This is a genomic window from Polaromonas sp. P1_G1, from assembly GCF_056405595.1.
This window is the reverse complement of sequence record NZ_JBFUBU010000020.1, coordinates 36,311-56,529: the sequence shown is the minus strand read 5'-3', so window position 1 is coordinate 56,529 and position 20,219 is coordinate 36,311. Positions and strand designations below refer to the sequence as shown.

Genomic DNA, 20,219 nt, shown 5'->3' with positions numbered 1-20,219 from the left:
CGCTCAGGCTAGCGCCAGCAGGCCGAGGCAGATCGCCACGATAAGCGCGACCGTCACGATGCGCGGCGAGACCACCGAATGCGCGGATTGCAGCCCGGTCTGGAGCGTGAAGAAGCGGCCGCGCGAATGCGCGCACTGGTCCATGTGCGACGCCAGGTCGGCGGCGTCGGTGGAAACAAAATCGGTGTGAAGGGCCGACGGCCTGTCGGCCATGATCTCCAGGGTGGTCATGATTTTGCGCTCCGGGGTGGGGAGCACGGCGACGCGGGATGCCGCATCGCGCCGTGCTGTCTCCATCCTAGGGAGCGCGGCCCGGCGGCGCCATCGGAAGAGGCTGGAGTTGGTCTAGGACAAAGCCTACAGCAGGCGGTTTTTGAGCATTCTGCGGATGCGCCCTCTGCATGGGTTTGCTGGCCGGGGGTAGCCCGGCGGCTACTCACTTTTCTTTTGCTTCGCCAAAAGAAAAGTAAGCAAAAGAAAAGGCGACCCTGGTTGCTGCGTCCCTTCGCTGCGCTACGGGCAACCTGCGGTGCTCGGTTCAGGCGGGGTCTCGCTAAACTCGCCTTCGGCTCAAACAACGCGATCCCTGATCCGCCTGAACCTGCGCTCCTCGGCGCATCCACAAGGGGTGGGGAAGGAATACCAAWWCCAAATACYTGAAGAAACAAGGACTCGCCRWGGCGAGTCCTTGTTTGTCTTGGTTTGTTCTTTGGTATCTTTCTTCTGTTCCCGATTTCGAYTCCGCTCCCGCTTGCCCCGTCCTGGCTGGGCCGAGGAGCGCAGASRYARGCGGATCAGGGATCGCGCTTGTYTGAGCGAAGCGAGTTTGCGCGAGACCCCGCCGTAGTCGAGCACCGCAGGTTGCCCGTAGCGAAGCGTAGGGACCCAGACTGCGGGTCGCCTTTTCTTTGGTGACTTTCTTTTGGCGAAGCAAAAGAAAGTTACTGGCCGCCGGGCCACTCCCGGCCAGCAAGCCTTATCAAAGGGCAAGGGCGCGCAGGCCGGCGCAAGACCCGGCCTCAAGAAGGAACATTCACTACCCGCTCATCGTCCGGGATGAGGGGCGTCCCCTCATCAGGCTCCACCGGTAACTCCAGCGCATCGTCATCGTCCGGCGCCTCTTCGGGCGGGCCGTGCCGCGGCTGGCCGTTGTCGGCCGAGCCGGTTCTCAATGCGGGTCTGGCTATCCTGGGCATGATCTTCTCCTTGGCTCTGGTTGGGCGACGCCTCTAGACGCTTGGGGCGATGATGCGCGAACGGGCGGCGCGGCCCGCCAAGCCAAGCGGCTGTTTCTCTGTCAGTGCAAGCCGACAAGCCGTGCACTGCCGTAACACTCTGTTGTCCTACACCCGGCCTGTCTTCCGGCGCACAGCTTGTTGCCGTGCGCCTGCCTACAGTCGAAAGAGACGGCGACGGCCCGCGTGCATGGCCTGTCAATCAAGCAGTTCTCTCTTGGTTCTCTCTTGCGCCTTCTGCCTATTGTGTGGAATTTTTTTGAAAGAAGCATCATGGACAAAACCACAGCATCCTCCGCCAACGGCAATCCCATCCAGCGCGGCGTCGAGTCCGCCGGCGCGGCCCTCCACAGCGGCATCGACAAGGTGGCCGATCCGGCGCGCAGCGCGGTGGACCGTGCTTCCTCGGCGGCGCATCAAGGCGTCGACAAGCTGGCGGGCACCGCCAGCAATGTGGCCGACCGCTTTGCCGACCAGACGCGCCGCATCAGCGAAGCGCCGGCGCATGCGCTGGAAGTTTCGAAATCCTGGGTGCAGGAAAGGCCGCTGGAAGCCGTGGGTGCTGCCCTGGCGATTGGCTTTATCCTGGGGCGGCTGACCGCGCGCTGAGTCTCGCCTGCAACTGAAGCCAAGCCGCCTGCGGGCGGCTTTTCTTTTGCGTAGCGGAATTTGGGTAAGAACTTGGGTAAAGTGGGCGGCTCTTCCTCGGCGCGCCACAGCTACAACACCATGCGCCGGATGCCTCTGACACCCACTGCGGCTCATTGCCGCGGCCCTGACGAAAAAGAATACCTATGGCCAGCAGCCTGCTCGCACTGATTGACGACATCGCCACCGTGCTGGACGACGTGGCGCTGCTTTCCAAAGTCGCCGCCAAAAAGACCGCCGGTGTGCTGGGCGACGACCTGGCGCTCAATGCCCAGCAGGTTTCGGGCGTCAAGGCCGACCGCGAACTGCCGGTGGTCTGGGCCGTGGCCCGGGGCTCTTTCATCAACAAGGCCATCCTGGTGCCGGCGGCGCTAGCCATCAGCGCTTTCATACCCTGGGCGGTGACGCCGCTGCTGATGGTGGGCGGCGCCTTTCTCTGCTACGAGGGTTTTGAAAAACTCGCGCACAAATTCATGCACAGCGCGCACGAGCAGGCCGCCGAGCACGAGGCGCTCACGGCCGCGCTGTCCAATCCCGCGGTGGACCTGGTGGCGCTGGAAAAAGACAAGATCAAGGGCGCGGTGCGCACCGACTTCATCCTGTCGGCCGAGATCATCGCGATCACGCTGGGCACGGTGCAGGCCAGCCCTTTCATCACGCAGGTTGCGGTGCTTTGCGGTATCGCGCTGCTCATGACAGTGGGGGTGTACGGCCTGGTGGCCGGCATCGTCAAGCTCGACGACGGCGGGCTCTACTTGAACCAGCGCGCGGGCGAGGGCGCCTGGCCGCGCCTGCAGCGAAGCACGGGGCGGGCAATTTTGTGGGCCGCGCCCTGGCTCATGAAGGGGCTGTCGGTGGCTGGCACGGCCGCGATGTTCCTGGTGGGCGGGGGCATACTCACGCACGGTTTCGCGCCCCTGCACCACTTCATTGAATCGCTCACGCAGCAGGTGGCGGCCGGCGCGGGCGCTTTCCTGGCCGCGCTCACGCCGCTGTTGATGGACGCGGTGGTGGGCCTGGTGGCGGGCGCGCTGGCGCTGATGCTGGTCAGCCTGGCCAAGCGGCTGCGGCCGCGCGCTTAAGAAGCGTCCGACTTGCCCGGGCGGGCCGGTTTTTCCGGTGATTCGTTCTTGTGCTCCCGGGCTTCCCCGGTGGGCTGCTCGTCCGGCACGGGAAATGGCCAGCGCCCCTTTTGCTGGGGTGGCGAGGGCAGGGCGGCTTCCCGGGCCCGCTGCTCAAGTGCTCTGCGGCTTTCGGCATCGGGCGCAGGTGCTTTCAATCTTGGCATGGAGGCTCTTTCGCAAACAGGATGGCAGGATGAAGGACTGAAGGACGGCATCAGGCAGATGCCAACCTTAATCTTCTCGCACCGCACACCCTGTAGGCTGGCAGTGACGCCGCCTGTAGGAGATGCCGGGGACGCTGTTACTCGGCGAGCGCTTCGGCAGCGGGCTGGGCGCGCGTGATGCGTCCCGGCAGCGTGCTCTTGCGCTGGATCAGGTCGTGCTTGGCGAACAGCTCCGCGATCCAGTCGACAAAGACACGCACCTTGTTGCTCAGGTGGCGGTTCGGCGGGTAAACCACGTGGATGGGCTTGGCCTCGGAGCACCAGCCGTTGAACAGCGGCTCCAGCGCTCCGCTGCTGATGTGGTGCTGAACCAGGAAGGTCAAGGTCTGCAGCACGCCCAGGCCGGCCAGCGCCGCCGCCACGCCGGCATTCGAGTCATTGACCGAGAGCTGGTGGTGGCCCTCGACCTCTACCGCCTGCCCGTCCTTGTGCAGCGTGACGCTGTAGAGCTTGCCGTCGCGCGGTGAAACATAGCGGATCAGCCTGTGCCCGTGCGCCAGTTCCTGCGGGTGCTGGGGCACGCCGTGGCGTTTGAGGTAGGCCGGCGAGGCGCAGGACATCAAATAGAACTCGCCGATGCGGCGCGCCACCAGCGACTGGTCGGTGATCTCGCCGCCGCGGATCACGCAGTCCACGTTCTCGGCCAGGATGTCGATGGGCCGGTCGCTCACGCCGAGTTCCAGCTGGATGTCGGGGTAGCGCGCATAAAAATCCGGCAGGGCCGGGATCACCACCGCCATACCCAGGGAAGAAGGGATGTCGACCTTGAGCCGGCCGCGCGGGCTGGCCTTGGCGCGCGACATGCTCGATTCGAGTTCTTCCATCTCGCCCAGCAGGCGGCCGGCGCGTTCGTAATAAGCCGCCCCGTCGGCCGTGACCGTGACCTTGCGCGTGGTGCGGTTGAGCAGCTTGGTGTCCAGCGACTGCTCCAGCGTCTGGATCAGCCGCGTCACGGTCGGCTTGGGCATGCCCATCGAATCGGCGGCCTTGGTGAAAGTGCCGGCTTCCACGACCCGCACAAAAGCCTGCATTGCGGAAAACTTGTCCATGAGAAGTCCTGTCCTGTGTCCTGGTAAGGGGCTGTCAATGCACTTGAGGCGTCGCGGGCGGGTGGGCCTGCTGCCTCGTTCCCCGGCGGCGGGTGGCCGCTGGGGTCCTGGGGAAAGTCGGGGAGATCCGCGAACGGCGGCTTATGTGGGGGATGCGAGGGGCGATTGTGACCATCATGGCGGCTTCCTGCGGGCGGCCCCAAATAGCCCTTGGCGGTGTCCGGGTTTTCCCTTGCTTCTTTGACCTTGCCCCGGAGGCAAGGTCCACACTTCGCGCCCTGATGCACAAAAGCAGGCAATGAGGCAGGCAGGGGCTTGCGCGGCAATTTGCCCGGTAGCTGAGCATGTGCGGCCTGACCATCCCCCCGATTGTTGCATTGGTGAAATAAAGAATAAACAGAATGGCTATTTATTAAGTGATGCCCCGCGCGTATCTTCTGCTGCATTGCAACAAACCGGAGGCCCTACGCGGTCACGACGATGAAAAGCCAGCAGCCCGCCCTCACAGGCGCCGACAAAACCAGCCCCCCGTGGGTCGAGAAGCAGATCCAGCTAGCGCTGAAAAAGCCGCTGGATGTGCGTTTCTACGGCCGCCGCAGCGGCACGGACGTGTCGCCGCTGGTCGTGCACTTCCATGCTGGCGCCTTTGTGGGCGGCTCGCTGGAAGGCGGTTCCTGCGTTGCCGGGCTGCTGGCCGACGCCGGCGCGGTGGTGATGTCGCTGGACTATCCGCTGGCCCCGGAGCACCCGTTTCCGAGCGCCGTGGAAATGGGCTACGCCGCCCTGGAATGGGCTTTCAAGGCCCGCCACAAGCTGGCCGGCGCGGGTGCGCCGGTGTTTGTGGCCGGCGAGGAAGCCGGCGGCAATATCGCCGCGGCCGTGGCGCTGATGGCGCGCGACCTGCAGGAACCGGCCCTGGCCGGGCAAATCCTGCTGTCGCCCATGCTGGACCCTTGCCTGGCCACGGCTTCGCTGCGCGACGCCGAAGCCGGCCCGGTGGGCTGCACCTGGGCCGACGGCTGGCACAACTACCTGCCGCGCCTGGAAGACGCCAGCCATCCTTATGCCGCGCCCGGCTCGGCCTTTCGGCTGGCCGGCCTGCCGCCCACGCTGCTGATCACTGCGCAGGACGACCCGCTGCGCGACGAGACGCTGGCCTATGCCGCGCGCCTGCGCGCCGCCGGCCTGGTTGCGATCGACACGGTGCTGCCCGTTCCTACCGGCTGGCCTTGCAGCTACCTGGAACCGGCGAACCATAAGGAAGCCTGGGCGCCGCTGATCCATGAGCGCTTCGGCCGTTTCTTCGCCACCGCGCTGGATGCGCGGACCGCCGCGCACAGCGCGGTGTCCTGAGTTTTAGATGTTCAATTTTTTCTTTGAGGGAGTTCACCATGCCACTGATTCATCCAGGTACCGACAAGCGCCGCGCGGCAAAGCAGCGGCGGGTTGATAGCCCCTGCGGCGCACCGTGTTTGCGCGCCGCACGCTTGACCTCAACTTAGGTTGAGGTTCTACAGTCGTCGACTTACTTTCTTCACCTCATCCGTTTCCAGTTCATTAGTTCATCAGTTTCATAAATCCAATCATCGAGAGAATTGACATGCCATCCATACAACTGCATACCCCCAAACGCCGCCTGCTGGCCGTGGCCCTCGCCGTGCTCGCCGTGACCGGCATCGCCGCCGCCGTGTTCGGCGTCTCCAGCACCAGCGCCCAATCCGGTCCCGCCCAGCCTCAGGCCACACCCGTGTCGGTGGCCACCGTCGTGCAGAGCGACGTGTCCGCCTGGGACGAGTTCTCGGGCCGGCTGGAGGCGGTCGAACGCGTGGACATCCGCTCGCGCGTGGCCGGCACCATCCAGTCCGTGCACTTTCGTGAAGGCGCGCTCGTGAAGAAGGGCGACCTGCTGCTGACCATAGACCCGGCGCCGTACGCCGCCGACGTGGAACGTGCCGATGCGCAGGTCGCGGCCGCCCAGGCCCGGGTCACCCAGGCCAAAGGCGAGCAGGAGCGCTCGCAGCGCCTGTGGAGCGAGCAGGCCATCTCCAAGCGTGAGTTCGACGAGCGCACCAACGGCAAGGGCGAAGCCGACGCCAACCTGCGCGCAGCGCATGCGGCCCTGCAGACGGCCCAGTTGAGCCTGGGCTACACCCAGGTGCGCGCGCCGGTCTCCGGCCGCGTCGGCAAGCTCGAAGTGACGGTGGGCAACCTGGTTGCCGCCGGCCCCGGCGCGCCGGTGCTGACCACGCTGGTGTCGGTGAGCCCCATCTACGCGAGCTTCGATGCTGACGAGCAGGTCGTGGCCAAGGCCCTGAAAGACGTGGGCGGCAACGGCGGCCCCGCCAGCCGCAGCCTGGAGCGCATCCCCGTGCAGATGGGAACCGCCGCCAGCACCGACACGCCGTTTGAAGGCAAGCTGCAGCTTGTCGACAACCAGGTCGATGCCCGCAGCGGCACCGTGCGCGCCCGCGCCGTGTTCGACAACAAGGACGGCCAGCTGATGCCCGGCCAGTTCGCGCGCATACGCATGGGCCAGGCCACCAAGGGCACGGCTTTGCTGATCAACGAACGCGCGGTCGGCACCGACCAGAACAAGAAGTTCGTGCTGGTGGTGGGTGCCGACAACAAGGCCGTCTACCGCGAAGTCACGCTGGGCGCCGCCGTCAACGGCCTGCGCGTGGTCAAGGGCGGCCTGGCCGCCAACGAACGCATCGTCGTCAACGGCCTGCAGCGCATCCGCCCCGGCGCGCTGGTCGCGCCGCAAGCGGTGGAAATGTCCGCCAAGGCCGAACTCACCGAAAAAGCCGTGAAGGTCGCGGCCAAGTCCTGAGCCCGCCTTGACACCTGAACAAGAAGAATCGCCATGAATCTATCCAAGTTTTTTATTGACCGGCCCATCTTTGCCGGCGTGTTGTCGCTGCTGATGTTCATCGCCGGACTGATCGCGCTGCGCTCGCTGCCGATCGCCGAGTACCCCGACGTGGTGCCGCCTACCGTGGTGGTGCGCGCCAATTACCCGGGCGCCAACCCCAAGGTGATCGCCGAAACGGTGGCCACGCCGCTGGAGGAAGCCATCAACGGCGTCGACGGCATGCTCTACATGAGCAGCCAGGCCACCACCGACGGCCTGATGACGCTCAACGTGACCTTCAAGCTGGGCACCGACCCCGACAAGGCGCAGCAGCTGGTTCAGAACCGCGTCTCGCAAGCCGAGCCGCGCCTGCCCGAGGAGGTGCGCCGCCTGGGCATCACCACCATCAAGAGCTCGCCCGACCTCACCATGGTGGTGCATTTGCTCTCGCCCAACGATCGCTACGACATGACCTACCTGCGCAACTACGCGGTGCTCAATGTCAAGGACCGCCTGGCGCGCATCAACGGCGTGGGCCAGGTGCAGCTCTTCGGTTCGGGCGACTACTCGATGCGCGTCTGGCTGGATCCGCAGAAGGTGGCCGAGCGCGGCTTGTCCGCCGGCGACGTGGTGCGCGCCATCCGTGAGCAGAACATCCAGGCCGCCGCCGGCGTGGTGGGCGCTTCGCCCGGCCTGCCCGGCGTGGACATGCAGTTGTCCATCAACGCCCAGGGCCGCCTGCAGAGCGAGGAAGAGTTCGGCGACATCATCGTCAAGACCGACAGGGGCGGCGCCGTGACGCGCTTGCGCGACATCTCGCGCCTGGAACTGGGCGCATCGGACTACGCGCTGCGCTCGTTGCTAGACAACAAGCAGGCCGTGGCCGTGCCGGTGTTCGCCGCGCCGGGCTCCAACGCCATCCAGATTTCGGATGACGTGCAGGCCGTGATGAAAGAGCTCAAAAAGAGCATGCCCGAGGGCGTCGATTACGAGATCGTCTACGACACCACGCAGTTCGTGCGCTCGTCCATCGAGGCCGTGGTGCACACGCTGCTCGAGGCCGTGGCCCTGGTGGTGCTGGTCGTGATCATCTTCCTGCAGACCTGGCGCGCTTCGGTCATCCCGCTGCTGGCCGTGCCCATTTCCGTCATCGGCACTTTCGCGGTGATGCACCTCTTCGGCTTTTCGATCAATGCGCTCAGCCTGTTCGGGCTGGTGCTGGCCATCGGCATCGTGGTCGACGATGCCATCGTGGTGGTGGAAAACGTCGAACGCAACATCGAGGCGGGCCTGAGTCCGCGCGACGCCACCTACCGCGCCATGCGCGAGGTGTCCGGGCCCATCATCGCGATCGCCCTGGTGCTGATCGCCGTGTTCGTGCCGCTGGCCTTCATCACCGGGCTGTCGGGCCAGTTCTACAAGCAGTTCGCGCTGACCATCGCCATCTCGACCGTGATCTCGGCGATCAACTCGCTGACGCTGTCGCCCGCGCTGGCCGCCTTGCTGCTCAAGGGCCACGATGCGCCCAAGGACGCGCTGACCCGCGGCATGGACAAAATCTTCGGCCGCTTCTTCGGCGCCTTCAACAAGGCTTTCAGCCGCGGTTCCGAGAACTACAGCCGCGGTGTCAAGGGCGCGATCTCGCGCAAGGCCGTGATGCTGGGTGTCTACCTGGTGCTGGTGCTGGCCACCACCGGCCTGTTCAAGGCCGTGCCCAGCGGCTTCGTGCCCGGCCAGGACAAGCAGTATCTGATCGGTTTCGCGCAGCTGCCGGACGGCGCCACGCTGGACCGCACCGAGGACGTGATCCGCAAGATCAGCGACATCGCCATGAAGCAACCCGGCGTGGAACACGCGATTGCCTTCCCGGGCCTGTCGATCAATGGTTTCACCAACAGCTCCAACTCGGGCATCGTGTTTCTGTCGCTCAAGCCCTTCGATCAGCGCAAGAGCGCGGACCTGAGCGCGGGTGCCATCGCCGGCCAGCTGAACGGAAAATTCGGCGGCATCCAGGAAGCCTTCATCGCGATGTTCCCGCCGCCGCCCGTGCAGGGCCTGGGCACCACCGGCGGCTTCAAGCTGCAGCTGGAAGACCGCGGCTCGCTCGGTTATGCCGCGCTGGACAAGGCTACCAAGGACTTCATGGGCAAGGCTTACCAGACGCCTGAACTGGCGGGGATGTTCTCGAGCTTCCAGGTCAACGTGCCGCAGCTCTATGCCGACATCGACCGCACCAAGGCGCGCCAGCTCGGCGTGCCGGTGACCGACGTGTTCGACACCATGCAGATCTACCTGGGCAGCCTGTACGCCAACGACTTCAACAAGTTCGGCCGCACCTACTCCGTGCGGGTCCAGGCCGACGCGCCTTACCGCGCCCGCGCCGAGGATGTCGGCCTGCTCAAGGTACGCTCGGCTACCGGCGAGATGGTGCCGCTGTCGGCGCTGATGAAGGTCACGCCCAGCTTCGGCCCGGAACGCGCCATGCGCTACAACGGCTTCCTGTCGGCTGACATCAACGGCGGCGCCGCACCCGGCTATTCGTCGGGCCAGGCGCAGGACGCGGTCGCCCGCATCGCGGCAGAGACCTTGCCGCCCGGCATCAGCTACGAGTGGACCGACCTGACCTACCAGGAAATCATCGCCGGCAATTCGGCCATGTGGGTGTTCCCGCTGGCGCTGCTGCTGGTCTTCCTGGTACTGGCCGCACAGTATGAAAGCCTGACTTTGCCGATCGCCATCGTGCTGATCGTGCCCATGGGCCTCTTGGCCGCCATGCTGGGTGTGAAACTCACCGGCGGCGACAACAACATCTTCACGCAGATCGGATTGATCGTGCTGGTGGGGCTGTCGGCGAAGAACGCCATCCTGATCGTGGAGTTTGCGCGCGAACTCGAGTTTGCCGGACGCACCCCGCTGCAGGCCGCGATCGAAGCCAGCCGCCTGCGCTTGCGCCCCATCCTGATGACCTCGCTGGCCTTCATCATGGGCGTGCTGCCCCTGGTGCTGTCGACCGGCGCCGGCGCCGAAATGCGCCATGCCATGGGCGTCGCGGTGTTCTCGGGAATGATCGGCGTGACGGCTTTCGGCCTGTTCCTCACGCCGGTGTTCTATGTCACCCTGCGCCGCCTCACGGGCAACCGCCCGCTCAAGCTGCACGGCGAAGTGCCGCACATCGAGGCCTTCGCGGGCAGCGGCGGTGCGGGAGCGCATGCGCAGCCGGCGGCACCCGTCAAGCTTCACGAATAACAACAAGCATTACGTCAAGGAGTTCATCATGAACCACACATCGTCAAAATTGCGCACCGCGCTGCTGCCCCTGCTGGCTGCCCTGGTGCTGGCCGGCTGCGCCACCAGCGCGTCGGTTGACCCCGCCAGCATTCCCGCCGCACCCGCGGCCTATAAAGAGAATGCCGCCACGGCAAGCACCGCAAGCGCCACGGCCCCGCAATCGCAGGGCGCCTGGTGGAAGGTATTTTCCGACCCGGTGCTCGACCAGCTGGTCGAGCGGGCGGCCGCCAACAACAACAGCGTCAAGGTGGCCGCGGGCCGGCTGGCCCAGGCGCGCGCCATCCTGCGCAACACCGATGCCGACCGCCTGCCGCAGGTCGGCCTGAGCGGCGGCGCCGTGCGCCAGAGCAACACCACGACCAACCGCGTGGCGCAGACCACGGTCACGGCCGCCGCGAATTTTTCGTATGAAGTCGATTTGATCGGCAAGCTCTCGCTGAATTCGGACGCCGCATCGCTCGACGCCCAGTCGCGCGAAGCCCTGCTGCGCAGCACCCAGCTGCTGGTGCAGGCCGATGTGGCGCAGGCTTACCTCAACCTGCGCGCGCTGGACAGCGAGCGCACGCTGGTGCGCGACACCCTGAAGGCTTACGGCAATACGCTGCGCTTGACGGAAGTGCGCTTCCGTGAGGGCGACGTGGCCGAGCTCGACGTCGCCCGCGTGCGCGCCGAGGTCGCCTCGACCGAATCCGACGCACTGGCGCTGGACCAGCGCCGCGCCGCGCTGGAACATGCGCTGGCCGTGCTGGTTGGCGAAGTGGCTTCGAATTTTGCCGTCGCGCCTGCCGAGTGGTCGACCGCGCTGCCTGTCATTCCGGCCGGCGTGCCCAGCACGGTGCTGGAACGCCGCCCCGACGTCTCGGCCGCGCAAAGCAGCATGCAGGCCGCGCAGGCCCGCGTGGGTGTGGCAAAGGCCGCCTGGTTCCCGACCTTCTCGCTGACGGCCAACGGCGGTTATGCCGCGCCCGAGATCAAGGACCTGTTCAAGGTCTCGAGCCAGGCCTGGGGTGTGGGCGCGCTGCTGTCGCTGCCGATTTTTGACGGTGGCCGCCGCCAGGCCGGCGTGCAGAACGCGAATGCCGAGCTCGACATCGCGCTGGCCAACTATCGCGAGCAGATCCTCGTCGCCTTCAAGGACGTGGAAGACCAGCTCTCGGCCCTGCGCCTGCTGGCCGAGCAGTCTGAAGCGCAGTCGCGCTCGGTGGCCTCGGCCACCCGCGCCACGGTGCTGTCGGACTCACGCTACCGCAACGGCTTTGTCAGCCAGCTCGAACTGCTGGACGCCCAGCGCAGCGAACTGCGCAACCGCCGCCAGGCCTTGCAGGTGAAGACCGCGCAGTATTTGGCCACGGTGGGTTTGATACGGGCTTTGGGTGGCGGCTGGACAGGCTGAACACCCCTATCGGCACTCACTTCGTGTAGTGCCTTTTCCCCTTGCAGGGGACGGGGATAAGGTACACCCCTATTGGCGCTCACTTCGTGTAGCGCCCTTTCCCCTTGCAGGGGACGGTGCCTGTGGCCTGGCAAAGCCAGTTCCACGGCCCCTGCCGTTGAAAAACCTGGGCAGGTCGTGATGACCTTTCCGCGCGAGTGCCAATCTCTGGGCCTTGACCGGTGTTTCGCCGGAAAAGCGGCGATTTCCAGCTTTGGCAGGCCGTTTTAAGGGCATTCAGCCCAAACAGGAGGCCGCATCTGTTAAAACACTTGGCTCCCTTTGCTGTGTTTGCCCCCGATGCCTGTTTCACCTGCCTCACCTGCCGTTCCCGCCTCTTCATCTACCGCGCCCTCGCTCATTCACTGGACGGAAGGCGGCGAAGCCCGTTCCGCGCGCTGGCGTTCCGAGCGCGGCGCCGCGCCGCCCAAGCGTGTAGTCATCGCCGACGATAGCCTGAGCGCCGACGCGGCCTATCGCCTGGCCTGCGAAGGCACGGGCCTGCTGTGGCGCGGCGACTTCCAGAATGCCCGCATGCTGGTGCAGGCCCTGGCGCGGCGGGTCGACAAACCGGCCAAACCCAAGCGCGACAAGCGCGTCAAGGCCGAGAAAGCCGGTGAGGCCGCGCAGGCCAGTGCCCCGGTCGAAGCGCCGGCGCCGGTGTTTCCCGAAGCTTTCCACCTGCACCGCCAGGCCCAGGCGCAGCGTGCCCGTGTGCTGTCCATGGTGCTCATCCCGTTTGATGCGGACTACAGCATCCCTTTGCGCCGCGCGCCGGATGCGAAGAAGGCCTGCGCCGAAGCCTGGGGGCCGGCCAAAGAAGGCAACGGTCCTTCGGTGGCATCGCTGCGAGAACTGATGGGTTTCATCAGCGCCCACGAATGGCGCCGCAAGGGCGTGCCGATTCCCGCGCTGGGCGAAGACGGGCCGCACAACCGCATCCACCCGCATTACGGCGTGTTTTCACCGGTGCGCGGCGAGTACATCGACCTGGTGGCCCAGGCGCCGGTGCCTGAAGGCACGGCCGACCTGCTGGGCTTTGACATCGGCACCGGCACCGGCGTGCTGGCCGCCGTGCTGGCGCTGCGCAGCGGCGTGCAGCGCGTGGTTGCCACAGACCAGGACCCGCGCGCGCTGGCTTGTGCGCGCGACAATCTCAAACGGCTGGGTTTTCCGCAGATTGAGGTTCGCGAGGCCAACCTGTTTCCCGAAGGCCGCGCCCACATCATTGTCTGCAACCCGCCCTGGCTGCCCGCGCGCCCCGGCTCGCCGGTCGAGCACGCGGTGTATGACGAAGACAGCCGCATGCTGCTGGGTTTTCTCAACGGCCTGGCCGCGCACCTCGAGCCCAAGGGCGAGGGCTGGCTGATCCTGTCGGACTTTGCCGAGCACCTGGGCTTGCGCACGCGCGCCTGGCTGCTGGCCGCCATCGATGCCGCGGGGCTCAAGGTCATAGACCGCCTCGACGCGCAGCCGCAGCATCCCAAAGCCTCGGACGCCGGCGACGCGCTGTACGCGGCGCGCGCGGCCGAAGTGACCTCGCTGTGGCGATTGGGCGCCAAGTAGCCTTTGGATGCGATGGAGGGCGCGATGAAAGCTGAAGCACACGCCACCGTCCTGCTGGCCCCCATGGAAGGTCTGCTGGACTTTGTGCTGCGCGACATCCTCACGCGAGTCGGCGGCATAGACCGCTGTGTCTCCGAGTTCATCCGCATCACCGACCAGCTGCTGCCCGAGCGCGTGTTCTATCGCATCGTGCCCGAGCTGCACCACGGCGGCCGTACGCTGGCCGGCGTGCCGGTGCGCGCTCAGCTGCTGGGCTCCGACCCCCACTGCATGGCAGAGAATGCCGCGCGGCTCGCGGGCCTGGGGCCGGACGGCATAGACCTCAACTTCGGCTGTCCGGCGGCCGTCGTCAATCGCCACGGCGGCGGGGCCTCGCTGCTCAGGGAGCCTGAAACGCTGACGGCCGTGGTCGGCGCCGTGCGCCGTGCTGTGCCTGCCCATATGCCGGTATCAGCCAAGATGCGGCTGGGCTACGACGACGACGCGCGCGCCGTCGAATGCGCGCTCGCGATCGAGGCGGGCGGCGCCGGCGAACTGGTGGTGCATGGCCGCACCAAGGCCCAGGCCTACAGGCCGCCGGCTTACTGGGAGCGCATTGCCGACATACGCGCGGCGGTGAAGATACCGGTCGTCGCCAACGGCGAGATCTGGACGGTGGAGGACGCGCGGCGCTGCCGCGAACTCTCAGGCTGCGACACCTTGATGATTGGCCGCGGCGCGGTGCGCGACCCGGGACTGGGCTTGGCGATCAAAGCCGACAGGTGGGGCGCGCAGGCGGATGTCAGCTGGCCCGCCTTGCTGCCGCTGATTGAAGATTTCTGGCGCATCGTGTGTTCGCGGATTGACACGCGCGCGCGGGCCGGGCGGCTCAAGCAATGGCTGAATTTTTTGCGGCGGCGTTTCCCCGAGGCGGAAGCGGCCTACCAGGCGATCAAGACGGTGAACGACCCGGTGCTGGTTGAGGCTTGGCTGATGCAGGCGCTGCGCAGCGAAGGACTTGAACAGCCTGCCGTGCATCAGCCCTTGCTTGAAGCGGTCTGAGCTGCAAGCCCTGCACACATTGCAACCAGGCTTTACACAAACACTCCTTCGGCTTTGCAGCGCCTACACGGCATGGGAACACCATGAAGACTCAGCAACCCCAAGGAGTCGACATGAAATCAACCGCCATTGTGTGTGCCATCGCCGCAGCGTCGCTGGGCTTTGCCTCGCTATCGTTTGCGCAGGGCTATGACGGACGTGGCCCGCGGGGCGAGCCGCCGCGTGTCGAACATCGTGGCCCCGAAGGCCACGGTCCCGGCTACCGCCCCGTGGACCGCCGCGCCGTCGAGCATCGCTATATCCGCGACGACCGCAACGACCGTCACTTCAACGGGCACGGCCGGCAGTTTTACCGCGGCGGCCACATCCCGAACGAGTACCGTGGCCGGCAGTATGTGGTGAACGACTGGCGCGGCCGCCACCTGCATGCGCCGCCGCGCGGCCAGCAGTGGGTGCAGGTCGGGACGGATTACGCGCTGATCGCCATCGCCACCGGCGTGATCGCGCAGTTGGTGCTCAGCAACTGATCACCATGCGTCACAGAAGGGCCTGCCCGGTAAAACGGGCAGGCTTTTTTTCGGCATCCGCAGGCTGAAAAGGCCTGGCGGCCGGCGGGGCGCAAAATGGCCTCCATGAAAACACCCCAGAGATTGCAGTCCCTGCTCGAAGAAGGCCTGATCGACAGCGTCGTGCGGCAGCTCATGAGCGGCAAGGAAGCCATGGTCTACGTGGTGCGCTGCGGCGACGACACACGCTGCGCCAAGGTCTACAAGGACGCCACCGAGCGCAGCTTCCGCCAGGCGGTGGACTACACCGAAAACCGCAAAGTCAAGAACACGCGCCAGGCGCGCGCGATGGCCAAGGGCACACGTTTCGGCCGGCAGGCGACCGAGGCGGCCTGGCAAAGCGCCGAGGTCGATGCGCTCTACCGGCTGGCGGCAGCCGGGGTGCGCGTGCCCAAGCCCCACAACTTTTGCGACGGTGTGCTGCTGATGGAGCTGGTGACGGACGAGCACGGCGATGCCGCCCCGCGTTTGAACGACGTCGAATTCACGGCCGAGGACGCGCGCCTGCACCACGCGACCCTGCTCACGGAGGTGGTGCGCATGCTGTGCGCCGGCGTGGTGCACGGTGATCTGTCGGAATTCAACATCCTGCTAGGTGTGACCGACGGCCGGCCCGGCCCGGTGATCATCGACCTGCCGCAGGCGGTGGACGCCGCCGGCAACAACCACGCGGGCCGCATGCTGCTGCGCGACGTGGCCAACCTGCGCGGTTTTTTCGGCCGCTTTGCGCCCGAGCTGCTGCAGACGGACTACGGCAGCGAGATCTGGGATTTGTACCAGCGCGGCGTGCTGCAGCCCGAGACGGCGCTGACCGGCCGCTTCGCGCACAAGACCGGCCCGGTCAACCTGGGGGCGGTGATGGGTGAGATTGACGATGCGCGGGCCGAAGAAGCAGCCCGCCGCCTGCGCATGCAGGCCTAAAGCCGCTCTTAACGGACTGGTGCGATTGCGGTGCGCGCACCGCCCAGCGTGCCGCGCGACATGGCATACGCCAGCAGCGCGCAACCCGCGATGCCGGCCACCATGGGCAGGGCGGTTCCGTCGGCAAACACGCCAACCGTCGCCATCACCACCGCGCCGGTCACGAACTGCAGGGTGCCCATCAGGGCCGAGGCCGTGCCGGCGATCGCACCGTGCTCCTCGAGCGCGAGCACGGCGGTGGTCGGCACCACCAGGCCCAGGAAGCCGTAGCCCAGCAGCAGCAGGGCGATCATCACGTCCAGGCGTTCAATGCCGGCCAGGTTCACGACCAGCAGCAGCGCCATCACGGCCGCATAGCCGGTGACCGCCACCTTCACGATGGGCACCAGGCCGAAGCGCGCGGCCAGTTTGCCGGTGAACTGAGAGGCGCCGATAAAGGAGGCCGCATTGACCGCGAAGGCGATGCTGTACTGGCGCGGCGTGAGGCCGTAGTGGTCTATCAGCACAAAGGAGGAATTGGCCAGGTAGGCGAAGAAGCTCGATATGCCGAAGGCCCCTATGAAGACCAGTCCCATGAAGTGGCGGTCGCGCAGCAGCACGCCGTAGGCCTTGATCGCGCTACCGAAGCTGCTGTCCACGCGCTGCTCGGGCGGCCGTGTTTCGGGCAGGGTGAAGCCCACCAGCAGCAGCCCTGCGGCGGCGGCCACCGTGACGGCCCAGAACACGCTGCGCCATCCGAAGGTCTCAATCAAAATGCTGCCGGCCAGCGGTGCCAGGATGGGCGAAACGCTGAAGACCAGCATCAGCAGCGACATCAGCCGCGCCGCGTCATGGCCGGTGTGCAGGTCGCGCACGATGGCGCRCGGCACCACCATGCCGGCGCAGGCGCCCAGGCCCTGGATGAAACGCAGCACCACCAGCGTGTGGATGTCGGGCGCCAGCGCGCAGCCTATGCTGCCCGCGGCGAACAGTAGCAGGCCGAAGTAGAGCGGCGCCTTGCGGCCGACCATGTCGGACACCGGGCCGTAAACAATCTGGCCTATGCCCAGCGAGATGAAGAAGGCCATCAGGCTGGCCTGCACCGCGCCCATGGACGCGCCCAGGCTTTGCCCGATGGAGGGCAGGGCGGGCAGGTACATGTCGATGGCGAAAGGGCCGATGGCGGACAGCAAACCCAGCACCAGGGCTGCCCGGAAGAAACTTTTGGTCATGAATGGAAAAGGATCAGGCCGTTCGTGCTATTGACAACGGGCTTTTGGGCCAGCACGAAAACGGTGTTGTGAAAGCTGCCAGGGTAGGGTCATGGCGGCAAAAAATACCTGGCGCTATTGTCACCGACCTCGTGTTTTCGCGCTGGCCCTGCTCAAACCTGTCAGTCTTGACAGGGGCCAAATGTAAGCGAGGCATTGTGTTGCTTCAAACTGTAATGAAGCGGAAATACCGGGCTTAACCTGAGTCTTTCAAAGACATGCAGCAACAGGAGAAGCCTTCCGATGCAAAGACGTGAATTTTCCAAAACCGCTTTGGCGGCCGGCGCCCTGGCAGCCCTTCCCTTCGGCGTGAGCCGGCAGGCGCAAGCCGCCGTCGCGCGCGCCGCGGCCGGCATGCCCGCCATGGGCACCAATCTCTCGGGCATGGAATGGGCCAAGCCCGGCCTGCGTGCCAACACGAGTTCGGCGCCCAACCTGCATTTCACCGTGCCGCGCAAAGCCGACGTAGCCTACCTGGCGGCCTGCGGTTTCATGAAGAACCGGCTGCCCATCCAGTGGGAGCTGTTGCAGCCCATGCTGCATGACACGGTGGCCAATGCGGCCGCGAAAGCGGCCATCGGCAACCCGGGCGCCTTCCATGCGGGATACGAGGCTTTCATCACTGGCGTGCTCGATGCCCATGCGGCAGCGGGCACGCGCTGCATCATCGACAACCACAACTACGGCCGCTACCAGGATTTCCGTTTCCAGTCCGACGGCTCGGTGATAGGCCTGACCGTGCCGCCAGGCGGCGTGCTCAGGCCCTACACCACCGATGCGGTGCAAATCCAGTCGCGGATTTTTTCGCTGGCGCCGGGCGCGACGCTGAAGATCGCACATTTCACGGATTTCTGGACGCGCGCCGCGACCAAGTGGAAGAACCACCCGGGCTTCGGCGGTTACGGCCTCATGAACGAGCCGCACGACATGCCCAAGCCGGGCGGCGTCATCGCATCCAACGAGGAAGCCGTGAAGGGCGGCGAAGACCTGACGATCTGGCCCACGTTCGCGCAGGCGGCCATCCAGGCGATACGCGCGGTTGACACTGTCAACCCCATCTATGTGGCGGGGAACCAGTACGACTCAGCCATGGCCCTGGCGACCAAGAACCCCGGCTTTCCGCTGTCGGGGAGCAACCTGATTTATGAAGTGCACGTGTACCTGGACGCCTTCAGCAACGGAGCTTTTTTTGACTACGACACCGAGGTCGCCAAGAACTACAGCGCCGGTTTCGGTACCGGCCCCATCAAGGTTTCCACCGGCGCGGACAGGCTCAAGCTCGCGGTCGACTGGGCCGTGGCCAAGGGCGTGAAGCTGGCGCTCACCGAGGTCGGCATGCCGATTGACGACCCGCGCTGGGAGGCGATGTTCGCGCAGACGGCGGTCTATGCCGCGCAGTCGGGTTGCGAGGTCTACACCTGGATGGGCGGCAACCACTGGCCGATCCGCAACTACGCCATCAACCATGTGCCCGGCTGGCACCAGAACAAGACGCTGGAGTCGTCGGTTTCGAGCGTGCTCAAGGCCGCGGCCGGCATTGTGCAGGCAACCCTTTTCGACGACGGGCCCGGCTATGCACCGGCGGGAACACCGATCACGATCACCGTCTACGCGCGCGGCAACCTGGCCCAGCCGGTGGTGCTCACGGTGGCGTCCAACAAGGGCGGTACCCTGAGCAAGTCGCGCCTGACCATTCCGGCGGGTGCCAATGGGCAGGACAGCTTCACTTACACCCCCGCCGCCAACCAGATCGCGACCCTGAGCTACACCAGCGACGGGCAGCTGTCGGGCCAGGTGCCGCCGCCGCGCAAGGTGTTTTCGCTGACGGACCCTGCGGGCTATGCCGCAACAAGCCTGCCCGACGCAGCGCTGGCTATCGTCGCCAAGTACGGCGCTTGCAAATGGGAACTGGCCGACGGCTATACCGACTACCTGTTGGGCGCGCCGGCCGCCGCTGGCCAGGTCGTGCGCGCCGTGGCGGATTCAGGTTATGGATCCAGCCCGGGCAATGCCTTGGAGATGATCAACTGGATGAACAAGGACAGCGGCGCCTCGGGGCCGATGTCGGTGCCCGTCATGCGCGTAACCAACGGCAAAAAGAATTCCGACCATAGCGTGCCCGAGTCTTTCGGTTTCTGGTGCAAAAAATCCAGCCGCATGGCCGGCGTGCAGCCCAACCCGCGCAACCGCGTGCCCTACAACCTGGAGGATGCGCATTTCGCCATCGCGGCCCTCAGCGTTCCCGTAAGTACCAACACCGGTGTGGTGTTCCAGGCCTCCAAGACGGAAGACCCGCAGACCTCGGAGCTGGGTTTTCTGAACGGCCAGCCGCGCGCCCGGTGGATTGACTCGAAAGGCCAGACGGTGCAGTTGCTGGCGCCGGCCAAGCTCGCCGTCAACACACCGGCGGTGTTGGCGCTGGCGTCGGTAGCCGGAGCGCAAAAGCTGCGCCTTAATTCCGCCGAGATCGGCAGCAGCGCAGCGACCTTCGCGCCCAGCGCCTTCACCCAGATGCTGATGGGCTGCGGCTACATCAGCTATTACCCGCGTGAGGGTTTCCGGGGAAACCTCTACGCAGTCATCGCGGGCAAGGGTGCGCCCACCGCGGCCGAACTGGCGGTGCTGGAGCAGTACCTGGCCAGCACGGCAGGCCTGGCGCTCAGGTGAGCGCCGGTACTTATTCCATTTCTAATTCAGTGCGAGAGTAGGCGCACCGCCGCAGACAGTGCTTGGGGCCAGCCAATGCCATTTATGCAAGATGCGTTGCGAGTCAAAAAGGCCTTGAGCAAGGCGCAAAACGCGGGCGGGGTAATCCCCGCCAAGGCTTTGCAACGCCGCGCAGGGCCTTTTTGATCGCAACCCGGAGGGAATGGGGTGAAAACGGCGCCACTCCGCGTTGCGCTCCTCACCCAGACTCCCGGTCTGGGATTCGTCGCGCGCCTTGATTGGCGCCGTTTTCACCCCATTCGCATTTGCATAAATGGCATTGGCTGGCCCCGGCACGGCAAGGCGGTGCAACGACCT

15 protein-coding genes are annotated in these 20,219 nt (G+C 65.8%); 11 read left to right on the top strand and 4 right to left on the bottom strand.

Annotated features, from left to right (window positions below; genetic code table 11):
- Positions 1-3: 3 nt before the first annotated feature.
- The gene (locus AC1D1Y_RS12205) at positions 4-231 is read right to left on the bottom strand and encodes a hypothetical protein (protein ID WP_477682579.1); all 228 of its coding nucleotides are present in this window, start codon (positions 229-231) and stop codon (positions 4-6) included.
- Between the two features lie 788 nt (positions 232-1,019).
- A complete protein-coding gene (locus AC1D1Y_RS12200) occupies positions 1,020-1,196 on the bottom strand; it encodes a hypothetical protein (RefSeq protein WP_477654808.1) in 177 nt (58 codons plus the stop codon).
- A 312-nt stretch (positions 1,197-1,508) separates the two neighbouring features.
- Here AC1D1Y_RS12200 and AC1D1Y_RS12195 point away from each other — a divergent pair, with 312 nt between their 5' ends.
- Positions 1,509-1,844, top strand: coding sequence for an ElaB/YgaM/YqjD family protein (locus AC1D1Y_RS12195; RefSeq protein WP_477654809.1), 336 nt, complete (start codon positions 1,509-1,511; stop codon positions 1,842-1,844).
- A gap of 185 nt (positions 1,845-2,029) precedes the next feature.
- Positions 2,030-2,965 (top strand): DUF808 domain-containing protein, encoded by a 936-nt coding sequence (locus tag AC1D1Y_RS12190; RefSeq protein ID WP_477682578.1) that lies wholly within the window; start codon positions 2,030-2,032, stop codon positions 2,963-2,965.
- Positions 2,966-3,308: 343 nt separating this feature from the next.
- Here the strand turns inward: AC1D1Y_RS12190 and AC1D1Y_RS12185 are convergent, their stop codons facing one another.
- Entirely contained in the window at positions 3,309-4,280 is a 972-nt protein-coding gene (locus AC1D1Y_RS12185) for a LysR family transcriptional regulator (RefSeq protein WP_477682577.1), read from the bottom strand.
- Positions 4,281-4,760: 480 nt separating this feature from the next.
- On the opposite strand from AC1D1Y_RS12185, the gene AC1D1Y_RS12180 reads away from it, so the two are divergent.
- The 8 genes from AC1D1Y_RS12180 (at position 4,761) to AC1D1Y_RS12145 (ending at position 15,945) form a co-directional block, all read left to right on the top strand.
- Entirely contained in the window at positions 4,761-5,633 is an 873-nt protein-coding gene (locus AC1D1Y_RS12180; protein ID WP_477682576.1) for an alpha/beta hydrolase, read from the top strand.
- 247 nt (positions 5,634-5,880) lie between these two features.
- Complete coding sequence (locus tag AC1D1Y_RS12175; RefSeq protein WP_477682575.1) at positions 5,881-7,110, top strand: efflux RND transporter periplasmic adaptor subunit; 1,230 nt, start codon at positions 5,881-5,883, stop codon at positions 7,108-7,110.
- 33 nt (positions 7,111-7,143) lie between these two features.
- The gene (locus AC1D1Y_RS12170; protein ID WP_477682574.1) at positions 7,144-10,377 is read left to right on the top strand and encodes an efflux RND transporter permease subunit; all 3,234 of its coding nucleotides are present in this window, start codon (positions 7,144-7,146) and stop codon (positions 10,375-10,377) included.
- A gap of 28 nt (positions 10,378-10,405) precedes the next feature.
- A complete protein-coding gene (locus AC1D1Y_RS12165) occupies positions 10,406-11,812 on the top strand; it encodes an efflux transporter outer membrane subunit (protein WP_477682573.1) in 1,407 nt (468 codons plus the stop codon).
- Positions 11,813-12,151: 339 nt separating this feature from the next.
- A complete protein-coding gene (locus tag AC1D1Y_RS12160) occupies positions 12,152-13,417 on the top strand; it encodes a methyltransferase (RefSeq protein ID WP_477682572.1) in 1,266 nt (421 codons plus the stop codon).
- A gap of 24 nt (positions 13,418-13,441) precedes the next feature.
- Positions 13,442-14,458 (top strand): tRNA dihydrouridine synthase, encoded by a 1,017-nt coding sequence (locus AC1D1Y_RS12155; protein ID WP_477682571.1) that lies wholly within the window; start codon positions 13,442-13,444, stop codon positions 14,456-14,458.
- A 113-nt stretch (positions 14,459-14,571) separates the two neighbouring features.
- Complete coding sequence (locus AC1D1Y_RS12150; protein ID WP_477682570.1) at positions 14,572-14,985, top strand: RcnB family protein; 414 nt, start codon at positions 14,572-14,574, stop codon at positions 14,983-14,985.
- Between the two features lie 105 nt (positions 14,986-15,090).
- Positions 15,091-15,945: a PA4780 family RIO1-like protein kinase gene (locus AC1D1Y_RS12145; RefSeq protein ID WP_477682569.1), complete on the top strand. Its 855-nt coding sequence runs from the start codon at positions 15,091-15,093 to the stop codon at positions 15,943-15,945.
- Positions 15,946-15,953: 8 nt separating this feature from the next.
- Here the strand turns inward: AC1D1Y_RS12145 and AC1D1Y_RS12140 are convergent, their stop codons facing one another.
- Positions 15,954-17,156, bottom strand: a complete 1,203-nt coding sequence (locus AC1D1Y_RS12140; protein ID WP_477682568.1) for a multidrug effflux MFS transporter — start codon at positions 17,154-17,156, stop codon at positions 15,954-15,956.
- Between the two features lie 282 nt (positions 17,157-17,438).
- On the opposite strand from AC1D1Y_RS12140, the gene AC1D1Y_RS12135 reads away from it, so the two are divergent.
- Positions 17,439-19,862 carry a cellulase family glycosylhydrolase gene (locus tag AC1D1Y_RS12135; RefSeq protein WP_477682567.1) on the top strand — a complete coding sequence of 808 codons (2,424 nt, stop codon included), beginning with the start codon at positions 17,439-17,441 and terminating at the stop codon, positions 19,860-19,862.
- The last annotated feature ends 357 nt before the right edge of the window (positions 19,863-20,219 follow it).

Coding starts and splice junctions, on each gene's coding strand:
- AC1D1Y_RS12205 (WP_477682579.1), bottom strand. CDS start 231: ATGACCACCCTGGAGATCATGGCCGACAGGCCGTCGGCCCTTCACACC.
- AC1D1Y_RS12200 (WP_477654808.1), bottom strand. CDS start 1,196: ATGCCCAGGATAGCCAGACCCGCATTGAGAACCGGCTCGGCCGACAAC.
- AC1D1Y_RS12195 (WP_477654809.1), top strand. CDS start 1,509: ATGGACAAAACCACAGCATCCTCCGCCAACGGCAATCCCATCCAGCGC.
- AC1D1Y_RS12190 (WP_477682578.1), top strand. CDS start 2,030: ATGGCCAGCAGCCTGCTCGCACTGATTGACGACATCGCCACCGTGCTG.
- AC1D1Y_RS12185 (WP_477682577.1), bottom strand. CDS start 4,280: ATGGACAAGTTTTCCGCAATGCAGGCTTTTGTGCGGGTCGTGGAAGCC.
- AC1D1Y_RS12180 (WP_477682576.1), top strand. CDS start 4,761: ATGAAAAGCCAGCAGCCCGCCCTCACAGGCGCCGACAAAACCAGCCCC.
- AC1D1Y_RS12175 (WP_477682575.1), top strand. CDS start 5,881: ATGCCATCCATACAACTGCATACCCCCAAACGCCGCCTGCTGGCCGTG.
- AC1D1Y_RS12170 (WP_477682574.1), top strand. CDS start 7,144: ATGAATCTATCCAAGTTTTTTATTGACCGGCCCATCTTTGCCGGCGTG.
- AC1D1Y_RS12165 (WP_477682573.1), top strand. CDS start 10,406: ATGAACCACACATCGTCAAAATTGCGCACCGCGCTGCTGCCCCTGCTG.
- AC1D1Y_RS12160 (WP_477682572.1), top strand. CDS start 12,152: ATGCCTGTTTCACCTGCCTCACCTGCCGTTCCCGCCTCTTCATCTACC.
- AC1D1Y_RS12155 (WP_477682571.1), top strand. CDS start 13,442: ATGAAAGCTGAAGCACACGCCACCGTCCTGCTGGCCCCCATGGAAGGT.
- AC1D1Y_RS12150 (WP_477682570.1), top strand. CDS start 14,572: ATGAAATCAACCGCCATTGTGTGTGCCATCGCCGCAGCGTCGCTGGGC.
- AC1D1Y_RS12145 (WP_477682569.1), top strand. CDS start 15,091: ATGAAAACACCCCAGAGATTGCAGTCCCTGCTCGAAGAAGGCCTGATC.
- AC1D1Y_RS12135 (WP_477682567.1), top strand. CDS start 17,439: ATGCAAAGACGTGAATTTTCCAAAACCGCTTTGGCGGCCGGCGCCCTG.